Source organism: Paracoccus sp. S-4012 (genome assembly GCF_009674885.1).
Lineage (GTDB): Bacteria > Pseudomonadota > Alphaproteobacteria > Rhodobacterales > Rhodobacteraceae > Paracoccus.
Window position 1 is genome coordinate 40,300 of record NZ_WKKA01000010.1, and the last position, 22,919, is coordinate 63,218.

The following is a 22,919-nucleotide window of genomic DNA, read 5'->3' on the forward strand; positions in this document are numbered from 1 at the left end:
GGCACCCTCCGCGGCACGCGTCAGTTCGCCGCGACCAATAGCGCGCCCTCGGGCCGTCGTCCAACACTCGGCACCTCGGACGCGGTGTCGGGCGCGAGGCCGAGGAGCGGCGCCACGCGGCGCACCAGCTCGGCCGCGATCGGCACCGTCGTCAGGCCGGCCACCCGGCTCTCGCCCCCACCGACCGAAGCCGTCGGCTCGTCCAGCGACACGATCAGCGCGTATCTAGGCGCATCCGACGGAAAGACCGAGGCGAAGGTCGAGATCACCTTGTTGCTGTAGTAGCCGCCGCCCGGCCGGGGCTTGTCGGCGGTGCCGGTCTTGCCGGCGATGCTGTAGCCGGGCACCTCGGCCTGCTTGGCGGTGCCGCGCACCACCACCTGCCGCAGCAGCGACAGCGAGGTGTCGGCCGCGCTCTCGGACAGCACCCGCGGCCCGTTGCCGCGGTCGCGGCGGTGGACCAGCGTGGGGCGGACCTGATGACCGCCGTTGGCGATCGTGGCGTAGCCCGCCGCCAGATGCAGGGGGGATGCGGCGAGGCCGTGGCCGAAGGACACCGTCGCCGCCGTCACCGCCGGCCAGCGCGAGGGGACCAGCGGCTTGCCGGTCGGCGCCTCCACCATCTCGATCGGCGTCGCCTCGAAGAAGCCGAGCTTCCTGAGGAAATCCTGCTGCCGCTCCGGCCCCAGCATCTGCGCGATATGGACCGTGCCCACGTTCGAGGACTTCACGATCACGTCCGTCACGCTCAGCGCCGCGCCGTAGTTGTGGTAGTCGCGGATGAAATACTTGCCGATCTTCATTGGCGTGCGGGTCGAGACCATCGTGTTCTCGTTGACCAGCTTCAGGTCCAGCGCTTGCGCCACCGGGAAGATCTTGAACGTCGAGCCGAGCTCGTAGAGCCCCTGCACCGCCCGGTTGAAGAGCGGGCTGTCCGAGGGATCGCCCTCGACCAGCGGCGAGGGGCGGTTGTTGGGGTCGAAGTCGGGCAGGCTCGCCATGGCGATGATCTCGCCCGTATCGACGTCGAGCAGCACGCCGGTCGCCCCCTTGGCGCGCATGACGCGCATGCCCGAGCCCAGCACCTCCTCCATCGCCCGCTGCACCGTCAGGTCGAGCGACAGCTGCAAGGGCGCGCCGTTGTTCGAGGGATCGCGCAGCCAGGCGTCGAAGGCCTTCTCCACGCCCGCGATGCCCACGACCTCAGCCGAACTCACGCCCTCGGCGCCGAAACCCGCGCCGCCGAGGATGTGGCTCGCCACCCGTCCGTTCGGGTAGAGGCGCATCTCGCGCGGGCCGAACAGCAGGCCCGGCTCGCCGATGTCATGGACCGCCTGCATCTGCTCGGGGGACATCACCTTGCGGATCCAGACGAACTTGCGCGACCCGGTGAAGTCCCTCGTCAGCCGCTCGTGGTCGAGCTCGGGGAAGACGCGGACCAGCTCGTCGGCGGCGCGCTCGGGGTCCACCATCAGCGGCGGCTGCGCGTAGAGGGAATGGGTCGTCAGGTTGGTCGCCAGCACCCGCCCTTGCCGATCCACGATGTCGGCCCGCTGCGACAGGATGCGCGCGCCCGAGGCCTGCACCCGCGGCTCCTGCGGATCGGCCGAGGCGAGCGCGCCCATCCGCATCCCCACCGTCCCGAAGGCGATGATGAAGGCCGCGGCCATGATCATCAGCCGGGTGTCGGCCCGCTGCCGGGCGCGCAGCTGGATCTCGGCATGGCGCCGGGCGCGGTTCTCGGCTTCGATCTCGTTCGGGTCCTCGCCGCGTTCGCGGGCGCGCAGGATGCGGGCGAGGGGACGCAGGGGCGTGCGGATCATGGCGCGGTCTCCGGGGCGGGGCGGGGCTTCAGCGGCGGAAAGCCGGGCGGGCGGGGCAGGGTCGAGGCGAAAGGGTCGGTCCCGGCCTCCATGACCGCGCGCGGCATCGGATAGGCGATCTGGTCCTGGCGGAGAAGCTGGCCGGGGGTGACGGGCAGCAGTTGCAGCTGCTCGAAATGCCGGTTCGCAAGCTGCGACAGCCGCTCGGGGCGGTTGAGATAGGCCCATTCGGCGTTGAGCGTGCCAAGCCGCTCGCGCAGGCCCGCGGTCTCGCGCTGGACGGATTCCATATGCGAGAGGACCGCCTGCGTGCGGTAATTCTCGCGATAGGCCCAGAAGGCGAGGCCCATGACTACGAGGACCGCGGCGAGGGTCATCAGCGTGCGCATCAGGCGCCCCTCCGGCCCGGCGAGGGCGGCAGGCCGAGGGCGGCGTGGTCGGCGCGGCCGGCAGGGGCCTCGGTGCGGATGGCGACGCGCAACCTTGCCGAGCGGGCGCGCGGGTTGGCGTCCAGTTCGGCCGGGTCGGCCGAGATCGCGCGGCGGAAGGGCAGGGTGAAGGCGGGCGCCTCGCGCACGGCCTCGGGCGCGTGGCGGCTGCCGCCGCCGACCGCACCGGCGCGCAGTTGCAGAAAGCGCTTCACGACGCGGTCCTCGAGCGAATGGAACGTCACCACGGCGAGCTTCCCGCCCGGCTTCAACGCCCGCTCGGCCGCCTCGAGCCCGGCGACCAGCTGGCCGAACTCGTCGTTCACCCAGATGCGGATCGCCTGGAAGCTCCGGGTCGCGGGGTGGCTCTGGCCCGGCTTGGGGCGCGGCAGGCAGCGCTCGACCACCGCCGCGAGCTCGCCCGTGCGGGTCAGCGGCCGCGCAGCCACGATTGCGCGCGCGATGCGGCGGGCGGCGCGCTCCTCGCCGTAATGGTGCAGCACGTCCGCAATGACCGATTCGGACGCCTCGTCCAGCATCTCGCCCGCGGTCGGGCCTTCGTCCCCCATCCGCATGTCGAGCGGGCCGTCGCGCAGGAAGCTGAAGCCGCGCTCGGGCTGGTCGAGCTGCATGGAGCTGACGCCGAGGTCCAGCACCACGCCGTCCACCGGCCCACCCGCGATCGCGTCGAGGTCCGAGAAGGTGCCGAGGCGCAGGTCCAGCCGCTCGCCGTAGTTGCCCGCCCAAGCCTCAGCCATGCGGAGGGTCGAGGGATCGCGGTCGATGGCAATCACCCGCTCCGCCCCCGCCTCCAGCAGCCCGCGCGTATACCCCCCGGCGCCGAAGGTGCCGTCCACCCACAGGCCGGTGACCGGGGCCACCGCGTCGAGCAGCGGCCCGAGCAGCACCGGCAGATGCGGCGCGGCCACCGCTAGTCCTCCCGTTCGGGCTGCGGCAGCAGAGCGCGGGGGTCGAAGCCCGGCTCCAGCGAGGCGAAGAACGCCTCCACGTCCTGCTCGGCCTCGGCATGGCCTTCGGCGCTCCAGACCTTGAGGTAGTCGCCCGAGGCCACGAACACGGCGCGGTCCTCGAGCCCGATCTTCTCGCGCAGCTTCTGCGGCAGTACGAGACGGCCCTCCTGGTCGATCTCGGCCTCCTCGGACGAGCCGTGCATCAGCTTCTCGAGCGCGCGGCGCTCGATCGAGCCGCGCTGCATGTTGTCGATCTGGGCGTCGATCTGGTCGATCGCCTTCATCGTGTAGAACTCGAGATGGCGCCAGTCGGAAAGGCCGTAGACAATCACCAGCTTCGGGCGCTCGCCGGGGTTCCAGTCGGGATCGCCGGTCTCGAAGACCCTGCGGAACTTGGCCGGGATCGACATGCGGCCCTTGCCGTCGATCCTGACTTCCTCGCGGCCTCTGAACTTCCGCGCCACCGCATGCCCTCGTCACCGTCCGCCCGGTCCGGGGTGCCCGGACAAGGAAAGGGCGGACCGGGCCGCTGCCACTGCCCGATCCGCCGCCCTCGTTCCCATCGCTGGGGCCCGGTTGATCCGGGCGGGTCCGGCCCGTCGCGCCACCTGGGGGAGGTGCTGCTCGCACGCGGGAAACCGGCCTTTTGCGAGAAGCGGGTGCCTGTATGAAGCTGCCTCGCCTCGGGGTCTTGCTGCCCCTTGAACTCCCGTCCTCGTGAGGAAGGGATGCCATGGGATTTCATGGGAAGCAACGGAAAATTTTGGGTCAGGGTTGAAGCTGCCTGAGGGTCGCTGCGGCACGCAAGGGGAACACCGATGAGGTTTGGGCCTTGGATAACCAGTTGTTGTGACCGGGCCACCTCTGCCTACCAGAACTTGAAGTGTTCACTGTGGCAGATTTGTCCCAGATTCTCCCGTGCCAGCATCTTCCACTCGCCACGGCCTGCGGTGGCCGCACCCCAGCCTTCGGGCGGCCGCGCGCGGTTCCCTCTGAATCACGCGCAGTCACGCCGCCGTGTGCGGTTGATCCCGTGATTTCCCGCCACCCCCGCCCGCGTCCCGCCCTTGCCCAAGGCTACCCGTGGCGCTAGGGGATTCGGCACTTCGGTTCCGGGTCCAGGCCCGGTGAAAAAGGGAATGCGGTGCGGCCACCCGGCCAAAACCGCGACTGCCCCCGCAACTGTGAGCGGAGAGCGACCCCGGTCGACGCCACTGCCGCGACGGAACGCGGCGGGAAGGCACGGGAGAGCCGAGACCCGCGAGTCAGGAGACCTGCCGAGGTCGATCACCCAGTCCGGGCGCGAGGGGCGCCGGGGACGACGGACCTCTCCGTAGCGGTGGCACCCTCGATGCGTCCGGGCGCGAGTCCGGGCGTTTGCCGCGACCCATGGCGCCCAAGCGGCGCCGTCATGGACAGGACCCGCCATGAGCCGAATCACCCTCGCCGCCGCGATCTCTCTCGCAACCGCTCCCGCGCTTGCGCAGGACATGCCCGAGGCGCTGCCGCCCATCGTCATCTCCGGCGGCCTGACGCCCGTCCCGCAGGACGAATACGGCCGCGCCGCCACGGTCCTCTCCGGCGAGGCGCTGCGCGCCACCGGGGCCGCCACCGTGGCCGAGGCGCTGACCGTGGTGCCGGGCCTCACCGTCAACGCCACCGACCTCAGCGACTCTCTGGTCCGCATCCGCGGCCACCGCGCCGACCTGACGCTGATCCTCATCGACGGGGTGGAGCAGATCGCCGACCTTGGCGGCACCCGCCTCGGCGGCCTCGACCTCGCGGACATCGACCGCATCGAGGTGCTGCGCGGCCCGCAGGCGGCCAGCATGGGCGCGGGCGCCGCGGCGGGCGTGCTGGCGATCTGGACCCGCCGCGGGGCCGAAGGGCTGCACTACGGCGGCGCGGTCGAGGCTGGCGGCGCGACCGGCGCCTCCGTCTGGGCCTCGCAGCGCGGGCTGCGCGGCGGACTCTCCATCGCCGCCGCCTGGCGCGACGACCGCGGCTGGGACGTCTCGGGCGACGGCGGCGAGAAGGACGGGCTCGAGCGCCGGACCCTCCGCCTCTCGGGCGACTTCGCGGCGACGGACGACATCACCATGGGCTTCAGCCTTCGCGCCGCGCGCGACGACTACCGCTTCGACACCACGAACTTCGCGCCGACCTCCGAGGCCGACTACATCCTCGACGACGACTTCCCGCACGGCCGCAGCGAGCAGCGCCAAGGGCAGCTCTGGGCCGAGTGGCGCATGGCCGGGGGCAGCGTCCTCCACCGTCTCGGTTACGACCTCGCGACCGATGAGCGCGAGAGCGTCGTCTCCCCCTTCTACACCGGCCGCACCGAGACCGAGCGCCGGGCGCTCCGCTACCGCCTCACCACCGCCCTCGACGGCGAGCCGGTCGAACTGTCCACGCAAGTCCTCAGCGTCATGGCCGAGCGGGTCGAGGACGACAGCCCGATCGAGCCGCTCTTCCAGCGGGCGACGAACTCGCTCGCCCTCGAATACCGCGGCGAGGTCCGGCCCGGCGTCAGCGTGCAAGTGGCCTTGCGGCGCGACTTCAACGACAGCTACCGCGACGCGACCTCGTGGAACGCAGCGCTCGCCTGGGTGCTGCCCGAGAGCGGCGTCAAGCTGCACGCCTCGGCCGGGGACGGCACGCGCAAGCCCGCCTTCTACGAACTCTACGGCGACGGCGGCGCTTTCACCCTGCCGAACCCCGGCCTCGCGCCCGAGCGCAACCGCAGCGTGGATGTGGGCGTGACCGTCCCCTTCGCAGACGACCGCGGCAGCTTCGACGTGACGGTCTTCCGCGAACGCCTGACCGACCGCATCGTCTACGAGATGGTGACCCCCACCCAGGGCATCCATGTCAACGATGCGGGCACCAGCCCGAGGCAGGGCGTCGAGGCGTCGCTGGGCTGGCGTGCCACGGATCAGCTGTCGCTGCGCGGCCACGCCACGCTGATCTCGTCGCGCAACGCCGCGGGTGAGCGTGAGCTGCGCGTCCCGCAGCGCGAGGTGGGCCTCGGCGCCACCTGGACCACCGCGGACGGGCGCGGCAGCCTCAGTGGCGACCTGCGCCATGTCGCAGGCGTCATGGACACCGACTGGGCGACATTCACGACGGTGGCGCTCGATTCCTACACGCTGCTCGACGTCTCCGGCCGCTGGACCGTGGCCGAGGGCGTCGCCCTGACCGCGCGGGTCGACAACCTCACCGACGCGGACCACAGCGACGCCTGGGGCTATGCCGGGCGCGGGCGGACGGCTTATGTCGGGCTTTCGGCGGATTTCTGAAGCGGTGCTGGCGGGGGTGCTCGCCCTCGTCGCGCCCGCCGCGGCCGAGCCGCCTGAGCGGGTGGTGTCGATGAACCTCTGCACCGACCAGCTGGCGCTGATGCTGGCCGCGCCGGGGCAGCTCGTCTCCGTCACCGCCTTCGCGCAGGACCCGCGGCAGTCGGCCATGGCGGCCGAAGCCGCGGCGCTGCCAGCCAACCATGCGCGGGCCGAGGAGGTTTACGCGCTCGCCCCCGACCTGGTGCTAGCCTCCGACTTCACCGCCCCCGCGACTCTGGCGATGCTGCGCCGCCTCGGCATCGCGGTCGAGACCTTCCCGGCGGCCACCTCGCTCGATGACGTGGCCGCCGCGATTCGCAAGATGGGCTCGGCGCTCGGCCGCGAGGCCGAGGCCGAGGCAATGGCCGCGCGGTTCGAGACCGACGTCGCCGCGCTCCGCGCCGATGCCGCCGCAGCCCCCCGTCATCCCCGCGCGCTGCTCTACGAGGCCAACGGCTACGCCCAGGGGTCCGACACCCTCGCCGGCGAAATCCTCGCCGCCGCCGGTTTCGCCAATGCCGCCGACGAGGTGGGGTTGGCCGCAGGTGGCATGCTCTCCCTCGAACAACTGGCGATGCTCGCCCCCGAGGCCGTCATCCTGCCCGAGCCGCCGCCCGGCACCGCCCGCGGCTACGAGCTGCTGGCGCATCCGGTGGTGCAGGCCCTCGGCGCACAGGCGGTGCCGCAGAGCGACCGAGACTGGACCTGCGCCACGCCGCATGTCCTGCGCGCCGCCGCGCGCCTCGCCGAAGCGCGGCGCAAGCTGCCATGACCCGCCTCGCCGCCGCCCTGATCGTCCTCGTGGCCGCGCTCTTCTCCGCCAGCCTCGTCACCGGCCCCGCCTCCATCGGCGCGGCCGAGGGTCTGCGCGCGCTGATCCTCGGCGGCGACGGCCCGGTGCCAATGGTCATGCGCGAAATCCGCCTGCCGCGCGCGATCCTTGGCGCGACGATCGGCGCCGGTCTCGGCCTCGCGGGCGCGGCGCTGCAGGGCTACCTTCGCAATCCGCTGGCCGAGCCGGGCCTCATCGGCGTCACCGGCACCGCCACGCTGGGCGCGGTGCTGGCGATCCATGGCGGGCTCTCGGCGCTGACGCCGCTCGCCACCCCGGCCGCGGCGCTGATCGGCGCGGGCCTCGGCGTCGCGCTGCTGATGAGCCTCGCGGCCGGGCAGGGCGGCGCGCTCATGCTGATCCTCGCCGGGATCGCGCTCGCGCAGCTTGCGGCGGCGCTCTCGGCCCTGGTCCTGAACCTCTCGCCGAACCCTTATGCGGCGCAGGAGATCGTGTTCTGGATGATGGGCTCGCTCGCCGACCGCTCGATGCTGCATGTGGCGCTCGCGCTGCCGGCGATGGCGGTCGGCTGGGTGCTGCTGCTGACCACGGGCCGCGCGCTCGACGCGCTGACGCTGGGCGAGGATGCGGCCGCGGGGATGGGCGTGAACCTCGCGCGGCTCCGGTGGCAGATCGTGCTGGGCACCGCGGCGGCGGTCGGCGGCGGGGCGGCGGTCGCGGGCGGGATCGGCTTCGTCGGCCTCGTGGTGCCGCACCTCTTGCGGCCGCTGACCGGCGCGCGGCCGGCGGCGCTGCTGTGGTCCTCGGCCCTCGGCGGCGCGGCGCTGCTCCTTGCCGCCGACATCGCGGTCCGCGTGACCTTCCCCGAGCGCGACCTCAAGCTCGGCGTCGTCACCGCGCTGATCGGGGTGCCGCTGTTCCTGCACATGCTGGCCCGCGCCCGGCGCGAGGGCGGGCCATGACGCTTCTCACGCTCGACCGGCTGACGGTGAGCCTGCGCGGGCGGCGGGTGCTGTCGGACTTGTCGCTGGATGTGCGCGAGGGCGAGTTCGTGGGCCTCCTCGGCCCCAACGGCGCCGGCAAGACGACGCTGATGCGCGCCGCCCTCGGACTCGTGCCGTTCGAGGGGACCAGCAGCCTCGCCGCCCTGCCGCCCCGCCTGCGCGCCCGCCGCGCCGCCTGGCTGCCGCAGGCGCGCGAGATCGCCTGGCCGATCAGCGTCGAGCGCCTCGTCGCCCTCGGCCGCACCCCCCACGCGCCCGGCCCTGCCGACCGCGCCGCGGTGGAGGCCGCGCTCGCCCGCATGGACCTCGGCGCCCTCCGCCACCGCACCGCCACCCGCCTCTCCGGCGGCGAGCAGGCCCGCGTCCTGATCGCCCGCGCGCTTGCGCAGGAGACGCCGCTGCTGGTGGCCGACGAGCCGACCGCGGGCCTCGACCCGGCGCATCAGCTGGCCGCGATGGCGAGTTTCGCCGGGCTGGCCGCCGAGGGGCGGGGGGTGCTGGTCTCGCTCCACGATCTCGGCCTCGCGGCGCAGAGCTGCACGCGGGTGGTGGTGCTGGCCCCCGGCGGCGTGGGTGTTGCGGCGGATGGCCCGCCCGAGGCGGTGCTGACGCCCGATCTGCTGGCGCGGGTGTTCGGGATCGAGGCGGTGCGCGTGGAGACGCCGCGCGGGCCGATGCTGCAACCCGTGGCGGTGGTGGGGCGATGAGGGTGCTCGGGCCGCAGGCACCGTCAGGCACCGCAGCGCGCTTGGCCGCGACCGACGGGCGGCCGATGGTGCGCCGCGCGGCGCGGCGCTCGTGGCCTGCGGGCCTCGTCGTTTCGGCCGTGGGACACGTGGCGCTGCTGACCGGCGCGGCCTTCGCCGGGGCGATCTTCCGCGCCCCGCCGGAGCCCTCGCCGCCGCCGCCGATGGCCGTCGCCACGCTCGACGCGCACAGCTTCGAGCGGCTCGCCGCCTTGGCGCGAGGGCCGGGGCCTGCTGTGCCGGAGGACGTTGCGATCCTCGCCGCGCCCGAAGCCGATCCGCCGTCGCACGGCCGGGTGCCAGAAACCGAGCCCGAGCCCGATATGCCGAAGCCTCTGGAAGCGCCGCCGCGCCCGTCCAGCGAAGCACCGCCGCAGATGCCGGAGGCGGCCCCGGCGGCCCCCTTGCCGCCGATGCTGTCCGAAGCGCCGCCGCCTCTCGCGGGCAATGCGACCGCGCCCGTCTTCCCCGCGCCGCCGCTGCCCTCGCAGGATACGGCCCCTCCAACGGCTCCCTTGAGCGAACTCGGCACGACGGAGGCCGACACGCCGCCCGAGCCTCCGCCCGCTGCTCAGAGCTTCGATGCCCCGCGTCCCGCCCCGCGCCCGCCCGCCATCCTTCGCGCCGCCGCAGAAGCAGCCGAAGCGGAAGACCGGAAGGCCGCGCCTCAGCGACGGCAAGAACCGGCGCGGAAACAAGCGGCGTCCCCCCGTGCCGCCGCCCCGTCCCGCGCTCCGGCAGCGCAAACCGGCGGGCCCGGTGGTGGCCAGCCCTCGGGGCAGGCAAGCGCTCAGCCCGGGGCCGCCGCCGAAGCCCAGGCAATGGCCGCCTGGCGCAGCGCCCTCGCGCAGGCGATCGCGCGGGCGGCGCCGCAGGGCCAGCCCGGCGCGGGCGAGGGGACGCTTGCCGTAACGGTCGCGCGCGACGGGCGGCTGCTCTCCGTCGATCTCGCCCGCAGTTCAGGCAGCCCCGCCCTCGACCGCGCCGCGGTGCAGGGCGCGCGGCGGGCGCGGCTTCCCGCCGCCCCCGCGGGGGCGGTGCAGCCCGCCTATGCCTTCACCCTGCGCTTCCGCTGAAGGCTCCGCACCGGCTCCGCCTCGATGGCAGGCGCCGCCAGCCCGCAGGCCTGCCGCCACTGGGCGATGAAGGCCTCGACCGTCATGTGCGCCGGCACCTCGCCGGCTATCCGCGCCAGCCTCTCGGCGTCGCCCGCGACCGCGGCCAGCACCTCGGCCAGATCGTCCGGGTCGCCCACCCGGAACTGCAGCCCCCAGCCGGCGGTCTTCTCCAGCATGCCGCCGATGTCCGAGGCGATCACCGGACGCCGCGCGGCCTTGGCCTCCTCGATCACCACCGGGCTGTTCTCCCACCAGACCGAGGGCACCAGAACCCAGCCCTGGCGGCGCATGATGGCGACCGCGTCGGCGGCGCGGTAACGGCCCTTGAAGTCGACATTCGCGGGCAGCGGCAGGTCAGGCCACAGCGCCGCGAAGCGCTCGGCGGTCACGCCATGGACCTCGATCCTGAGCGGCGCCGCGTCCTCGTCCGCCTCCAGCAGCGCCGCGGCGCGGACCAGCACGTCGAGGCCCTTGGTGGGCGTGGCGTTGCCGAAGAAGGCGAAGCGGCGGCTGAGGCGCGCCGCGGTCGCTGCGTCGAGCGCCGGGCCGCGCTCGGCCTCCAGCCCGTTCTCGATCACCGCGATCCGGCCCGGCGCGATGCCCCAGGCCTCGAAACGGTCGCGCAGGAAGCGGCTGGGCGAGATCAGCACGTCCATCAGACCCAAGAGTTCCTTCATGCGCGCCTCGCGCAGAAGGAAGTTCAGCGGCCCGTGCTCGGTCATGCAGGCCGAGCATTCGACGGCGCCCGCGGCGTAGCAGAGCTCGCCCGAGGTCTTCACCATCTGCCCGTGATTGGCGCAGATGGCGATCAGCTCGTGCAGGGTGAAGACGAACTTCGCCTGCGGCTTCAGCGCGCGCAGGCGGCGGATCGTGCCCGCGCCGATGTTCCACATGTGGTGGAAATGGTAGAGGTCCGCGTCGATCCGGTCCAGGAGCCGCAGCACCTCGTCCTCGAAACCCGGGTCCTGCTGCTCCATGACATAGCCGGGCATCCCCTCGCCCCGCAGGCAGATGTCGCGCTCGTCGAAGAAGACCAGCCGCTGCGCCGCGCCCATCAGCCGGCTGGCGTCGCCGCCCACCGTGGCGCCGACGAACCAGGCGTCCTCGCCTTCCGCGCGCAGGTGCTGGAACTGCCGGTAGGCCGCGATCTCGCCGCCGCCGGGGCGCAGGCGGGGGTGGGAGTGCGAGACGATGCAGATCCGCGTCACAGGTGGTCCTCCTGCTCGACCAGGTCGAGCATCTCGGCGTCGAGCGCCGCGGGCGCATGGCCGCCGCTGCCGCCGCCGTCGGCGAGGCCGGGATAGAAGGTGACCACCGCGCTGCGCGCCACGTCGAGGCGGCCGCCATGCTCCAGCACCCGCAGCGCCGCGTCGATGACCCCGTCGGGCGTCAGTAGGCCCGTGGGCGAGGCGGCGAGGGCGGCGGCGAAGAGGGCGCCGGAAACGGTGGCGACCGAGGCCGGGCCGCGGAGCCGGGCCCAGCTCGGCGCCTCCGGCTCAGCGCCGAGGCCGCCCACCGGATCATGCGCCAGCACCGTGCCGCGGCCGGGGCGGCGCTCGGGGAGGCCCAGTTGCAGGATCGCCGAGGCCCGGCCCCAGATCACCGGCGTGCCCGCCGCGGGGGCGATCTCGCTCAGCGTGGCGGTGTCGATGGCGATGCCGACCGCGAGGCGCTCGCCCGCCTCGTTCGCCGCCGCGCTGAGCGCCTGCCGGGCGGCGGCGTCGAGATGGCCCACAGGCACCACGTCGATCGGCCCGTCAACGGCTGCCGCGACCCGGCGCAGCGTGTCGCGCAACTCCCAGGGCGCGACATCGGCGGCGAGCAGCAGCAGCGTGTCGCCGGTGCCGGCCGCCGCATCCGCCGCCGCGGCGGCCTCGAGGTCGCTCGGCCGCGCCGCCATCCGCGGCGCGAGGGCGGCCATCAGATCGGCCTCGTCGTCGGGATCGCGCAGCATCCCGCGCAGGGTGCCGAGCGCGTCCGCCGCATCGGCATCGCTCACCACCTCGGCCGAGCGGCCGAAGACCAGCCCGGTCGGCCCGGCATTGCCGAGGATGATGAGGCGGGCCTCGGGATCATGGGAGGCAGGGACGCGGAAGGCGCAGAAGAAGCCGTCGCGCCCGGTGTAGCGATAGCGCTCGCGGTAGCCGGCGAGGTCCTCGCGCGGCAGGCTCTCGGGCACCAGATGAACGGGTCGGAGCAAGCGGCCGGCGGAGACCAGGCCCAGCAGCGGCTGATCGACCCGGCGGGCGGACAGGCACCAGCCTATGCCCATGCCGACGCCGGAGGGCGCGACCATCAGCCGCTCGAGGTTGACGGCCATCGCCGGCGTCTCGGCGGGAAAGGTCCGCAACTCGGACTGCACGCGGGCGATGGCCGCCTCGCCCACCGCGCGCGCGGGCGGCGCGAGGCGGCGCAGCGCGATTGTCCGCAGATAGGCCGAAAAGATCTCGTCCACGCCCGAGGCAACCAGCCGCGCCTCGTCCTCATGGAGGCGGTGGCTGGCGACGATCACGGGCTCGTCGCCCGGCACCGGCGCGATTGACAGCGAGGCGTCCTCGCCCATGCGCCCAAGGGTGCGGCGTGGCCAGGCGATCACGAAGCCCAGCAGCGCCTCGCTCGACAGATCGCGGCGGCGGAAGCGGGTGACGTGGAGGACGTCGATGCCCGCCCCGTCGGCAAGCGCAAGCCGCGGCTCGAGTTCCAGCCGCTCGCTCCAGCCGGCGAGGCAGAGCGCGCCGCGGGCGTCGACGAAGGCGAAATCGATGTTCACGCGGCGGCGGTCCTTGATGCGCGGGTCACAGCGGGATCAGCGCGAACTGCCGCAGCGACAGCTGCATCTGCGGCCGGCGGAGGTGCAGGATCACCTTGCGGTAGGCGCCAGCGGCCGCGTCCTGCGGCAGGTCGAGCTGCGTGACCGCGAGCCCCCCGGCGATCAGCATCTCCTGCGGCGGCTGGTCATGGTAGGTGCCATCTGGATCGATGACGCGCAGGAAGATATCGGCCGCCACCGGCTCGCGGCAGTCGATCCCGACTTCGGCGAAGCAGACCGTGGCCGCGGCGGCCGTGTCGGGCAGCCGGCCCTCCAGCGTCATCCAGGCGGGCGCGTCGGTCTCGAGGTCGATGCCGTCGGTTCGCGGGCGCCGGAAGGCGAGATTGGCGCGCGAGCCGGCCGGCAGGCAGATGTCGAAATCCGGGCCGAGATCGCGATGCCCCTCGATCAGGCTGGCGTCCCGCACCGAGGCCGCCGCGCTCGCCAGCAGGTCCACGCGGGTCTTCGCAACGCGATCGAGCATGGCGGCAGCGGCGCGATAGGTGGTGATCGCGTGATCGAGGAGGGACATGATCGGACTCCGGGCGGGCTTGGGGCGGTCTAATCCGTTTGGGCAGGGGTCGCTACCCCGTCACCCAATCTTCATAAGGTTTGACGGGTAATTGCTATCGGCGGTTGTGCGCCTTTTCCGCGATCCAGGCGCGAAGACCGCTGGTTGCGACGGTCCAGTCGCGCGCCCGTGCCGCTGCGTCCCGCGACAGCGCGGCAAGCGCCCCACGGTCCGAGTCGAGCCGCAGGATCGCCGCCACCATCGAATCGACGCAGCCCTCCTCCGGGACAAGGATCCCGGTCTCGCCACCCCTCACCGCCTCGGCCACCGCGCCGACATCGGTCACGACCGGCACGCAGCCGAGACGCTGCGCCTCCAGCACCACGAGCGGCAGGCCCTCGTAGCGCGAGGGCAGGACCAGGATGTCGGCCGCCGTGAAGGCCGCGGTCAGGGCGGCAGGGGTCGAGAGCGGGCCGGGCAGCCGCGTCTCGGGCGACAGCGGACCGATCGGCCGGTCGGCGTTGACCACCGCCCGGCCCGCGAGCGTCAGCGCCATGCCGCGGCCCGCCTCCGACAGCCGCGAGAAGATCGCGGCGACCCGGTCGATGCCCTTCTGCTCGTCCAGGCGGCCGAGATAGAGGACCGAGAGTGGCGCCCCCGCCCCCGGATCGCGCCGCAGGGCCAGAGCGTCGGCAACCTCGGCCCCGGTCATCGGATAGCCCGGCGCGTTCACGACCGGGATCAGCTTCTCCGCCGGAACCCCATGCGCGGCGAGCCAGTCGGCCATCCCCTGCGAGCAGGTGGCGACGGCGTCATAGGCGTGCTCATAGGCCAAGGTCAGGATCGGCGGGCCATAGGCGCGGCCGTAGTCGCTGACCTCCAGCACATGCTGGTGATCCACCATCAGCGTGCCGCCCCGCCGCAGCGCGCCCGCGACCTTGTGGGTGGCGGGCGAATGGGCGTTAACCACCACGTCCATCGGCCTCAGCAGCCCCTCGAGCGCGGCCCGTTCCTCGGGATTGCCCCAGCTGGTCTCGGCGGTGCCGAGATACTCGGCCCCGGCCCAGTCGGCGGCGCTCGGATCGGAGAGAAACGAGATCGTGGCGAACTCCGGCGGCCGCGCGCCATGCTCGAGCCGGGCCGGGCGGCCGCCGGTGACGACGAGGTGGCAGCGGTGGCCTTCGACGGCGAACTCGCGCGCAACGGCGCGGGCGACTTTCTCGACGCCGCCCTGATCGAAGATCGAGACGGTGAAGGCGATGTCGAGCCCGCCGCCCGCGCCCCGCAGCAGCGGCAGCACCGGCCCCCCCGAAGCCGTGAGGCGCGGCGCGTCATGGGCGCGCGTGCGCGGCCAGGCGCCGCCGGGCGCGCGCCAGTCCCAGGCGGTGTCGAGCGCGCTGCGGAAGCGGCTGCGGGCCAGGGCGGACAGCAGCGCCCCGGCGCCGGGGCGGGCGTCGTCCTCGCCCCCTCCGCCGCCCGGCAGGGTGAGCGTCAGGCGCTCGGCACCACCCTCCGCGGCAAGGGCGCGCAGCGTCGCATCGCCCGAGGGATCACCGGCGTTCAGCGCCTCGCGCAACGCTCCGTCCCCGCCGCGCGCAGCGGCGATCAGCGTGGCGAGCGGCAGGACCAGCAGATCAGCGGTCCCGCCGCCGTCCCACCCCTCGGCCTGTCCCAGCCCGACCTGCTCGCCCGCCCCCTCGCACCGGACCGCCACCGCGGCCAGTTCCGGCGCCGCCAGAAGCCGCCGCTCGACGGCCCAGAGGAGGCCGTGGAGCAGCCCGGCCTCGCGCAGCCGATCCGTGAGTCCCGTCGCCCCCAGAACCGTCATCGCGGGCGCATGATGGCGCAGCGGCGCGGCGGCGTGGCGGAGGACCATCGCCTCGAAGGCGTCGGCGCCGATCTCGCGCAGCTGCGAGGGATCGGTGCCCAGCGCCACCTCGCCGAGCCCGACGAAGGCGAAGCGCGGAAAGGCCTCGTGCTCGCGTGTAAGGGCCGACTGCGCCGAGAACAGCCACCGGTGCTTGCGCGCGATCTGGCGGCGCAACTGCGCGTCCAGGTCGTGCGAGCCCGCCAGCATCGAGGACGGGCGCTTGCGGTATTCCAGCAGCGGCCGCCCGGCCGGCCGCCCCGAAAAGCCCACCCGCTGCGCTGAGAGGAAAAAGTCCCAGTCCTCGTAGCCCTCGCGCAGGGTCTCGTCGAAACGGACGCCCCCGGCGAAGACGCGGGCGCGGATCAGGCTGCCGGCCTCGGAATGGTTGACCAGCATGTGCATCAGCGGGCTGGGCACCTGGTCGGTGGCGTAGTGGGCGTCCTGCCCGAAGAAGTCGAAGGCCGGGTAGAACCAGTCAGCCTCGGGATGCGCCTCCAGCAGCGCCGCGAAGGCACGCCCGGCCCCGCGGGCGAGGCGGTTGTCGGCGTCGAGCAGGAAGATCGCATCGGGCGCGCCCGCCATCGCCGCGGCGATCCCGGCATTCCGCGCCGCGCTGAGGCCGCGGTTCGGCTGGTGGAGCACGGCCATCCGATCCGGCCCGAGCAGCGCCGCCCAGGCGGCGAGCGCCGCCCGCGTCTCGTCGAAGCGGCAGCCGTCATCGACAGCCACGATCCCGGCAAGCGTCCCCTCGTCCAGCAGCGCCGCGGCCGAGGCGATGGCGTCGTCCAGCAGCACCGGGTGGCCCATCACCGGGATCACCGCGACGACGCGCGGCTGGGTCATTCCGGCGCGCTCCGGCTCAGGCGGAAGGCGCGGAACAGCGCCCAGGCGCTCTCGTTCGTCGCCTCGCCGGCGACGCAGGTTGCGAGCAGCAGGTCGCAGCTGCGCCCCATGCGCGCGGCGGAGGGCTGCGGCGGGGCGTGGACCTCGCCCCAACTGCCGGGCGCGAGGTAGGTCCAAGGCCCGAGGAACTGCTGCCAGTTGTCACTGGTGGCCTGGCCGGGCGCGGCGAACCCCATGGCGAAGCCCAGCACGCCACTGCGCGGATGCGCGGCATGGACCACGGCCGAGGCGCGCTGCACGCCCGCGACCGGCACCCGCGCCAGCCGCGCGCAGACCGGCCCGGCGGTCGAGGGATGGACGAGGACCGCATTTTCCTTGGCCCAGAAGTCGGTGGCGACATGGTCCCTCGCGGCGCGCGGGCGGGCGATCAGCGCCGGGCGCGGCAGGTCCGCGGGCAGCAGCCGCTCATGCACAAGCCCTGCGACCGCGGGCGCCGTGGGCGCCATGCTCCCCGCAGTGCCGGTGATGCCCTTCCAGACGCGCAGCGCCAGCGTGCAGCCGTCGCCGCCCTCAAGCCCGTGCGCCGCGAAATCGGGATCGGGCACCGGATGGCCGAGGCCGATGATGGTCCCCTCCGGCAGCCCCTCGGCCAGAAGCACCCCGTCCTGGGGGTCCACCGGCAGCGGCGTTTCGGCCGCGAAGCGCAGCCAGCCGTCGGCGCGCTCGACCGAGGTCGCGGCGAGCGCGAGGGGATGCAGGTGCCCTTCGGAATCCTCGATCGCGACGACGACCTCGCCGGCCTCCTCGGGCGTCAGCTCCGGCAGCAGCAGGTCCACCGCCGCCAGGCCGGAGACATCCACGGGCAACGCCTGCCGGAGCGTCGCCGACCCCTCAGGGACGGTTGCCGTCGCGGGTCCCGGCGGCCAGTCGAGCGCCAGCGACGCCTGCGGCCCGCCCAGCGCCCAGGCCAGCCCTTCGAGGGCCTTGAAGCGCCGGTTGAGCGCCTCCTGCTCGCGCCTGAGCAGCGCCGCGCTCCGCCGCGCCGCGCCCGCGTCGGCGAGCGCCGCCTCGAGCCGCGCGCCCATCCCCGCGACGAGGGCCGCGGGATCGCCGTTCCAGACGACGCGCGGCAGATGACCAAGACCCGCGGCCTCCAGTGCCGCCTGCGCGTCGGCGTCCGCGCCCGGCGCGACCAGACAGAGGCGCGCCCGCCCGTCGCCGCCCGCTTGCGCCGCCGGGACGACCTCCAGCCCCGGCAGCGCCGCCGCGGCTGCGGCAAGGTCGATCCCGTCCGCAGCGAGCACGCGGAGGGGCGGCGTCACAGCCTTGGGCGGGGTCTTGTCATGGCTTTCGCCTCGGCTGCGCAACATCGGTCCGGTTCTTCCATAGATGCGCTGCCAGCGCGTAGATGTCGGACGGCGTGAGCTCGTCGCCACCGGGATCGCCACTCGCGCCCGAGCCTTCGCGCGGGCGGAACAGCGGGCCCGGACTGTCAGGAAAGTACCGCGCCTGCAACCACTGATAGCTGGGCTCATAATGGGCTGCAATCTCCGCCGCCTGCGCGTCGCCGATGCGGAAACGGTCAGGACCCTGCCAGCGGCGCAGCGCCGGGATCAGGCCGGCGCGGGCCTCGTTCATGCGCCCGTCGCTCATCCGCGGCAGATGCGCGTTCATCCCGCGCAGGAACAGCAGCGACCGGCGGGAGAGCGACTCGTTGCGGCGCTCGATCCGGGGCGGGCTGAAGCCTTCGAGCCCGGCGGCGGCGAAGAAATCCGCAACCAGATCGCCACCGGCGTAATGCCCGTCCTCCATCCGGCGCAGGATCAAGGCCTCGTCGCCGAAGACACTGGCCCAACGTTGCGTGATCGCCGCCCAGTCCGCGGTGCGCAGCAGCGAGGGCGGCAGCGGGTCGGGGAAGGACCAGGTCGCACCGCTGGCGACGGCGGTGGAATACCAGCTCTCGAAATACGAGACCGGCTCGCGGATATACATCACCACCCGGATCTCGCGGGCGAGCGAGGCCAGCAGCTTCCGCAGCCGGACGACCTCGCGGCGGCGCAGGAGGCGCGAGCTCATGTGCTCGTTCGACAGGATGACCGTATGCGCGCCGCTGGCCTCGATCTCGGCCGCAAGGTCGTCGCGCAGGCGGGCGCGAAAGTCGGGCAGGCCGGCGGGCTCGGCGATCCCGGCGATGACGCGCATCTCCTCGATCCCGCGCTCGTCATCGAGGCCGTAGGCGGTCAGCGCGATGTGGTTGAAGGCGCCCGGCGTCTTCGGAAACAGCACCCCGTGCGCGGCGAGTTCCGGCCGCGCCTTCTCCAGCGTCCGCTGGATCGTGGTGGTGCCGGTCTTCTCGGCGCCGATGTGCAGATGGATTCGTTCGGTGCGCATCAGCCGAGGGCAACCACCGCCGGACGGCGCGCGGCCGCCTCCTGCATCCTTCCCGTCAAGCTGCCCCCCGCGTTGCTGGTACCTGTCTCCAAGCACCAGACATCGCGGGGGTCAAGCCGACGGACAGATCTAGCCCGCCTCCGAGAGCAGCGCCGTGTTGCCTCCGGCGGCGGTCGTGTCGATGCAGAGGTGCCGCTCGACTGCCATCCGGGGGCCGATGTCGGCGGCGGTCAGCAGCGGCAGGATCGCGCCCTCGCGCGCGGCGAGGGCGCGGCGCAGGGCGGGGGCGCGCTCGCCCTCGCCGCGGAAGGCGACGGCGGCGATGCCGGGGAGGGTCGTCAGCGCCGCCGCGGACAGGAGGCCGTCGATGGCGTGCGGGCCGCGCGCGCCGGGGGTCACCTGCAGCGCGGGCGATCCGGCAGCGGTGGCGGCGGCGGCCTGTCCGGCGGCATCGGCGGCGGTCGGGCCGAGGCAGAGGACCGCGCCGCGGCCGTGGCGGGCAAGGCGGTTCAGCTCGCCGGTGGGGCCGGGCAGAACCTCGGCACCGCCGGCCGGCCGGGCCGGCGGAAGGGCAGCGAGGCGGCGGGCGACCTCCGCGGGGTCCGCGGCTGGCGCCGGCGAAGGCGCGGGCTCGGGCGGCGGCGGCGCGGCCCTGGTGAAGGCCGCGACATAATCCGGGCCGCCCGCCTTGGGCCCCGTGCCGGAGAGGCCTTCGCCACCGAAGGGCTGCACCCCCACCACGGCGCCGATCTGGTTGCGATTGACGTATATGTTGCCACAGCGGACCCGCCCAGCAGTCGCCTCGACGCGGCCGCCCATGCGGCTGTGGAGCGCGAAGGTCAGGCCGTAGCCGCTCGCGTTGACGGCCTCGATCACGCGGCCGATCTCGTCGGCCGCGAAGGTGGCGACGTGGAGGACGGGGCCGAAGACCTCGCGCTCGATGGCTTCGATGCCGGAGACCCGGATCATCGCCGGCGCGACGAAATGGCCCTCGGGCGGAGCGGCAAGCTCGTGGATCACGCGGCCCTCGGCGCGGGCGCGGGCGACGTGTGCGAGGATGCCCTGCCGCGCGCGGTCGTCGATCACCGGGCCGACATCGGTCGCGGCGTCCCAAGGATCGCCGAGGCGCAGCTCGTCCATCGCGCCCTTCAGCATCGCCAGCATCCCCTCGGCCACGTCCTCTTGCAGATAGAGGCAGCGCAGCGCCGAGCAGCGTTGACCGGCCGACTGGAAGGCCGAGGCGAGGACGTCGCGGACGACCTGCTCGGGCAGGGCGGTGCTGTCCACGATCATGGCGTTGATGCCGCCGGTCTCGGCGATCAGCGGGGCGGAGGGCGCGAGGCCCTCGGCCATGCGGCGGTTGATCGCCTGCGCGGTGGCGGTCGAGCCGGTGAAGACCACGCCCGCGACGCGCGGATCGCCGGCCAAGACGGCACCGAGGTCGCCGCCGGGTCCCGGCAGCAGTTGCAGCGCGGTGTGCGGGATGCCCGCCTCGTGCAGCAGCCGCACGGCGCGGTGGGCGACAAGCGGCGTGGTCTCGGCGGGCTTCGCGAGCACGGCGTTGCCGGCGACGAGCGCGCCGGCGATCTGGCCGGTGAAGATGGCGAGGGGGAAGTTCCAGGGGCTGATGGCGGTGACGATGCCGAGGGGCGGCGCACCGCCAAGTTCGCGGCCGCGGGCGGCGTAGTAGCGCAGGAAGTCCACCGCCTCGCGCACCTCCCCGAGCGCGTCGAGCGGGGTTTTGCCCGCCTCGCGCGCGAGGATGGCGCAGAGTTCGCCGCTGTGGGTCTCGTAGAGGTCGGAGGCGGCTTCCAGCACCGCGGCGCGGGTCTGGGCGGGCGCATCCCACGGGACGGCGGCGGCGACCGCCGCCTCGGCCTCGGCGGGCGTCGCCTCGCGCACTATGCCGGGCTGGTCCTCAGGCCGCGCCGGGTTCGCCACCGGCTGCGCCTCGCCGCCACTCGCCTCCGTCGCCGTCAGCGGCCCCGCCTCCCACGACGCCCCGGCGAAGCGCGCCCGCGCCGCCTCGAACGCCGCGAGGTCGGCCGGTTCCTGCAAGTCCGCTCCGGCCGAGTTCCGCCGCTCCGGCAGGTAGAGCTCCGGCGCGGGCACCACGGTACGGTTCCCGCCCTGCGCCTCGAGCCGCGCCCAGGGGTCGGCTGCCACCGCCTCCGGCGCGATGCGCGGGTCCACCACCTGGTTGACGAAGCTGGAGTTCGCCCCGTTCTCGAGCATCCGCCGGGCGAGATAGGCCAGCAAATCCTTGTGCGGCCCGACCGGCGCGTAGATGCGGCAGCGGGTGCTCTCGGACTCGCGCAGGATCTCGTGCAGCGCCTCGCCCATGCCGTGCAGCCGCTGGAACTCGAAACCGCGCCGGTCGCCGGTCATGGCGAGGATCGCGGCGACGGTGTGCGCGTTATGGGTGGCGAACTGCGGATAGATGCGGTCGCGCATCGCCAGCAGCTTGCCCGCGCAGCCGAGGAACGCCACGTCCGACGCCGCCTTGCGGGTGAAGACCGGAAAGCCGTCCACCCCGTCCACCTGCGCGCGCTTGATCTCGGTGTCCCAGTAGGCGCCCTTCACGAGCCGCACCATGATCCGCCGGTCGTGCCGCTCCGCAAGCGCGTGGAGCCAGTCGAGCACCGCCGGCGCGCGCTTGCCATAGGCCTGCACCACCACGCCGAAGCCGTCCCAGCCGGCGAGGGCCGGGTCGGGCAGCACCGCCTCGATCACGTCGAGCGACAGTTCCAGCCGGTTCTGCTCCTCGGCGTCGATGTTGAAGCCCATGCGCGCCTCGCGGGCGGCGCGGGCGAGGCGGGTGACGATCGGGACCAGCTCGGCCATGACGCGGTCGCGCTGCGCGGTGACGTAGCGCGGATGCAGGGCCGAGAGCTTGATCGAGATGCCGGGGTTGTCGCGGATGTCGCCGGCCTTCGCCTCGGTGGCGAGGCGCGCGATGGCGGCGCTGTAGGCAGCGTCGAAATGCGCAGCATCGGCGGCGGTCATCGCGGCCTCGCCCAGCATGTCGTAGCTGTAGGTGTAGCCGCGCCGCGCCTCGGCCCGGCCGCGGCGCAGCGCCTCGTCCATGTCGCGGCCGAGGACGAAGGCGTCGCCCATCTCGCGCATCGCCCGCGTCACCGCGGCGCGGATCACCGGGGCGCCGAGGCGCTTGACCGCGGCGCGCAGCCCATCGTCGCCGCCCAGCACGCCACGGGTCAGGGCCAGCCCCTCGGTCGCCGCGTTGACCAGCCGCGAGGGCGATCCGCCCCGGTGCCGGGTCCAGTCGCCCTCACCGATCTTGTCGGCGATCAGCGCGTCGGCGGTGGCGCGGTCGGGCACCCGCAGCAGCGCCTCGGCCAGCGTCATCAGCGCCACCCCCTCGCGGGTCGAGAGGCCGTATTCGGCGAGGAACATTTCCATCAGGCCGGGGCGGGCGGAGGCGCGGATGGCGGTGACCAGCTCCGCGCCGTGGCGGGCGGCGGCGGCGCGCTGCGCGGGGTCGGGGGCGAAGGGGGCAAGGCGGTCGAGGAGGGTTGCCTCGTCGGCGCGCAGATCGGCGCGGAGGGCAGAGCGGTCGAGCGGGGTGGTGGTGGTGTGGAACATGGGCGCGGGCACCTTCGGGCGGGACGCCGGCAGTCTAGCGCAAGTCGGAGCGGGCAGGGGGCCTGTCGTTGTGCCGGGCACAGGCTTGTGGTCCGATGTTTACGCAGGTTGCAGGAGAGCCGCCCGTGAAAGAGCCGCGCCGCCGGAACATCGACCGCACCGATCTCCGCATCCTGCGCGAGCTGGCGCGCGACGGCCGGCTGCCGGTGACGGAGCTTGCGACCCGCATCGGGTTGTCGAAATCCCCGACCCAGGCCCGCCTCGCCCGGCTGGTCGCGGACGGCGTGATCCGCGGCTTCCGCGCCGATCTCGACCCTGCCGCGCTCGGGCGCGAGCATGTGGCCTTCGTCGAGGTGAAGCTGAAGGACACCTCGGAGGCGGCGCTCCGGGCCTTCAACGCCCGCGTCCGCGAGGTGCCGGAGATCGAGCAGTGCCACATGATCGCCGGGGCGTTCGACTATCTCCTGAAGGTGCGGACGACCGATATCCGCGAGTATCGCGCGGTGCTGGGCGAGACGATCTCGAGCCTGCCGCATGTCGAGAGCACCTCGACGCATGTGAGCATGGAGGCGGTGAAGGATCAGCTGGCGTAAGGGGGGAGGCGAACGCTGCCGCGCGAGGGATCGGGGCGCGTGACCCGATCCCGCTCGGTCGGTTGACGAAGCGAAACG

17 protein-coding genes and 1 riboswitch are annotated in these 22,919 nt (G+C 73.6%); of the genes, 6 read left to right on the forward strand and 11 right to left on the reverse strand.

Annotated features, from left to right (window positions below; all coding sequences use genetic code 11):
* Positions 1-20: 20 nt before the first annotated feature.
* The 4 genes from GI374_RS13225 to mraZ are packed head-to-tail and all read right to left on the reverse strand — an operon-like array spanning position 21 to position 3,686.
* Entirely contained in the window at positions 21-1,823 is a 1,803-nt protein-coding gene (locus GI374_RS13225; RefSeq protein ID WP_154337544.1) for a penicillin-binding protein 2, read from the reverse strand.
* Positions 1,820-2,212, reverse strand: coding sequence for a cell division protein FtsL (locus tag GI374_RS13230; protein WP_154337545.1), 393 nt, complete (start codon positions 2,210-2,212; stop codon positions 1,820-1,822). The genes GI374_RS13225 and GI374_RS13230 overlap by 4 nt, the downstream gene beginning before the upstream one ends.
* Entirely contained in the window at positions 2,212-3,180 is a 969-nt protein-coding gene (gene rsmH, locus GI374_RS13235; protein WP_370515343.1) for a 16S rRNA (cytosine(1402)-N(4))-methyltransferase RsmH, read from the reverse strand. The genes GI374_RS13230 and rsmH overlap by 1 nt, the downstream gene beginning before the upstream one ends.
* Positions 3,181-3,182: 2 nt before the next feature.
* Positions 3,183-3,686 carry a division/cell wall cluster transcriptional repressor MraZ gene (gene mraZ / locus GI374_RS13240; protein WP_370515345.1) on the reverse strand — a complete coding sequence of 168 codons (504 nt, stop codon included), beginning with the start codon at positions 3,684-3,686 and terminating at the stop codon, positions 3,183-3,185.
* Between the two features lie 626 nt (positions 3,687-4,312).
* A riboswitch (cobalamin riboswitch) is annotated at positions 4,313-4,519 on the forward strand.
* A gap of 130 nt (positions 4,520-4,649) precedes the next feature.
* Here mraZ and GI374_RS13245 point away from each other — a divergent pair.
* The 5 genes from GI374_RS13245 to GI374_RS13265 are packed head-to-tail and all read left to right on the forward strand — an operon-like array spanning position 4,650 to position 10,179.
* Positions 4,650-6,521: a TonB-dependent siderophore receptor gene (locus GI374_RS13245; protein ID WP_154337546.1), complete on the forward strand. Its 1,872-nt coding sequence runs from the start codon at positions 4,650-4,652 to the stop codon at positions 6,519-6,521.
* Positions 6,496-7,332, forward strand: coding sequence for an ABC transporter substrate-binding protein (locus GI374_RS13250; protein ID WP_154337547.1), 837 nt, complete (start codon positions 6,496-6,498; stop codon positions 7,330-7,332). Before GI374_RS13245 ends, GI374_RS13250 begins: the two co-directional genes overlap by 26 nt.
* Entirely contained in the window at positions 7,329-8,315 is a 987-nt protein-coding gene (locus tag GI374_RS13255) for an iron ABC transporter permease (protein WP_154337548.1), read from the forward strand. The genes GI374_RS13250 and GI374_RS13255 overlap by 4 nt, the downstream gene beginning before the upstream one ends.
* A complete protein-coding gene (locus tag GI374_RS13260; RefSeq protein WP_154337549.1) occupies positions 8,312-9,064 on the forward strand; it encodes an ABC transporter ATP-binding protein in 753 nt (250 codons plus the stop codon). The genes GI374_RS13255 and GI374_RS13260 overlap by 4 nt, the downstream gene beginning before the upstream one ends.
* Before the next feature lie 41 nt (positions 9,065-9,105).
* Positions 9,106-10,179: an energy transducer TonB gene (locus GI374_RS13265; protein WP_154337550.1), complete on the forward strand. Its 1,074-nt coding sequence runs from the start codon at positions 9,106-9,108 to the stop codon at positions 10,177-10,179.
* Here the strand turns inward: GI374_RS13265 and GI374_RS13270 are convergent.
* The 7 genes from GI374_RS13270 to putA form a co-directional block, all read right to left on the reverse strand.
* Complete coding sequence (locus GI374_RS13270) at positions 10,152-11,429, reverse strand: glycosyltransferase (protein ID WP_370515346.1); 1,278 nt, start codon at positions 11,427-11,429, stop codon at positions 10,152-10,154. The two genes, GI374_RS13265 and GI374_RS13270, sit on opposite strands and share 28 nt — an antisense overlap.
* Positions 11,426-12,991, reverse strand: a complete 1,566-nt coding sequence (locus GI374_RS13275; RefSeq protein WP_154337551.1) for a hypothetical protein — start codon at positions 12,989-12,991, stop codon at positions 11,426-11,428. Before GI374_RS13275 ends, GI374_RS13270 begins: the two co-directional genes overlap by 4 nt.
* A 25-nt stretch (positions 12,992-13,016) precedes the next feature.
* Positions 13,017-13,562: a hypothetical protein gene (locus GI374_RS13280; RefSeq protein ID WP_154337552.1), complete on the reverse strand. Its 546-nt coding sequence runs from the start codon at positions 13,560-13,562 to the stop codon at positions 13,017-13,019.
* Between the two features lie 94 nt (positions 13,563-13,656).
* Positions 13,657-16,254: a glycosyltransferase gene (locus GI374_RS13285; protein ID WP_154337553.1), complete on the reverse strand. Its 2,598-nt coding sequence runs from the start codon at positions 16,252-16,254 to the stop codon at positions 13,657-13,659.
* The gene (locus tag GI374_RS13290; RefSeq protein ID WP_154337554.1) at positions 16,251-17,576 is read right to left on the reverse strand and encodes a DUF6212 domain-containing protein; all 1,326 of its coding nucleotides are present in this window, start codon (positions 17,574-17,576) and stop codon (positions 16,251-16,253) included. Before GI374_RS13290 ends, GI374_RS13285 begins: the two co-directional genes overlap by 4 nt.
* A gap of 19 nt (positions 17,577-17,595) precedes the next feature.
* The gene (locus tag GI374_RS13295) at positions 17,596-18,645 is read right to left on the reverse strand and encodes a hypothetical protein (RefSeq protein WP_154337555.1); all 1,050 of its coding nucleotides are present in this window, start codon (positions 18,643-18,645) and stop codon (positions 17,596-17,598) included.
* A gap of 129 nt (positions 18,646-18,774) precedes the next feature.
* Positions 18,775-22,248 carry a bifunctional proline dehydrogenase/L-glutamate gamma-semialdehyde dehydrogenase PutA gene (putA, locus tag GI374_RS13300; RefSeq protein ID WP_154337556.1) on the reverse strand — a complete coding sequence of 1,158 codons (3,474 nt, stop codon included), beginning with the start codon at positions 22,246-22,248 and terminating at the stop codon, positions 18,775-18,777.
* A 125-nt stretch (positions 22,249-22,373) separates the two neighbouring features.
* Here putA and GI374_RS13305 point away from each other — a divergent pair, with 125 nt between their 5' ends.
* Complete coding sequence (locus GI374_RS13305) at positions 22,374-22,841, forward strand: Lrp/AsnC family transcriptional regulator (RefSeq protein ID WP_370515347.1); 468 nt, start codon at positions 22,374-22,376, stop codon at positions 22,839-22,841.
* The last annotated feature ends 78 nt before the right edge of the window (positions 22,842-22,919 follow it).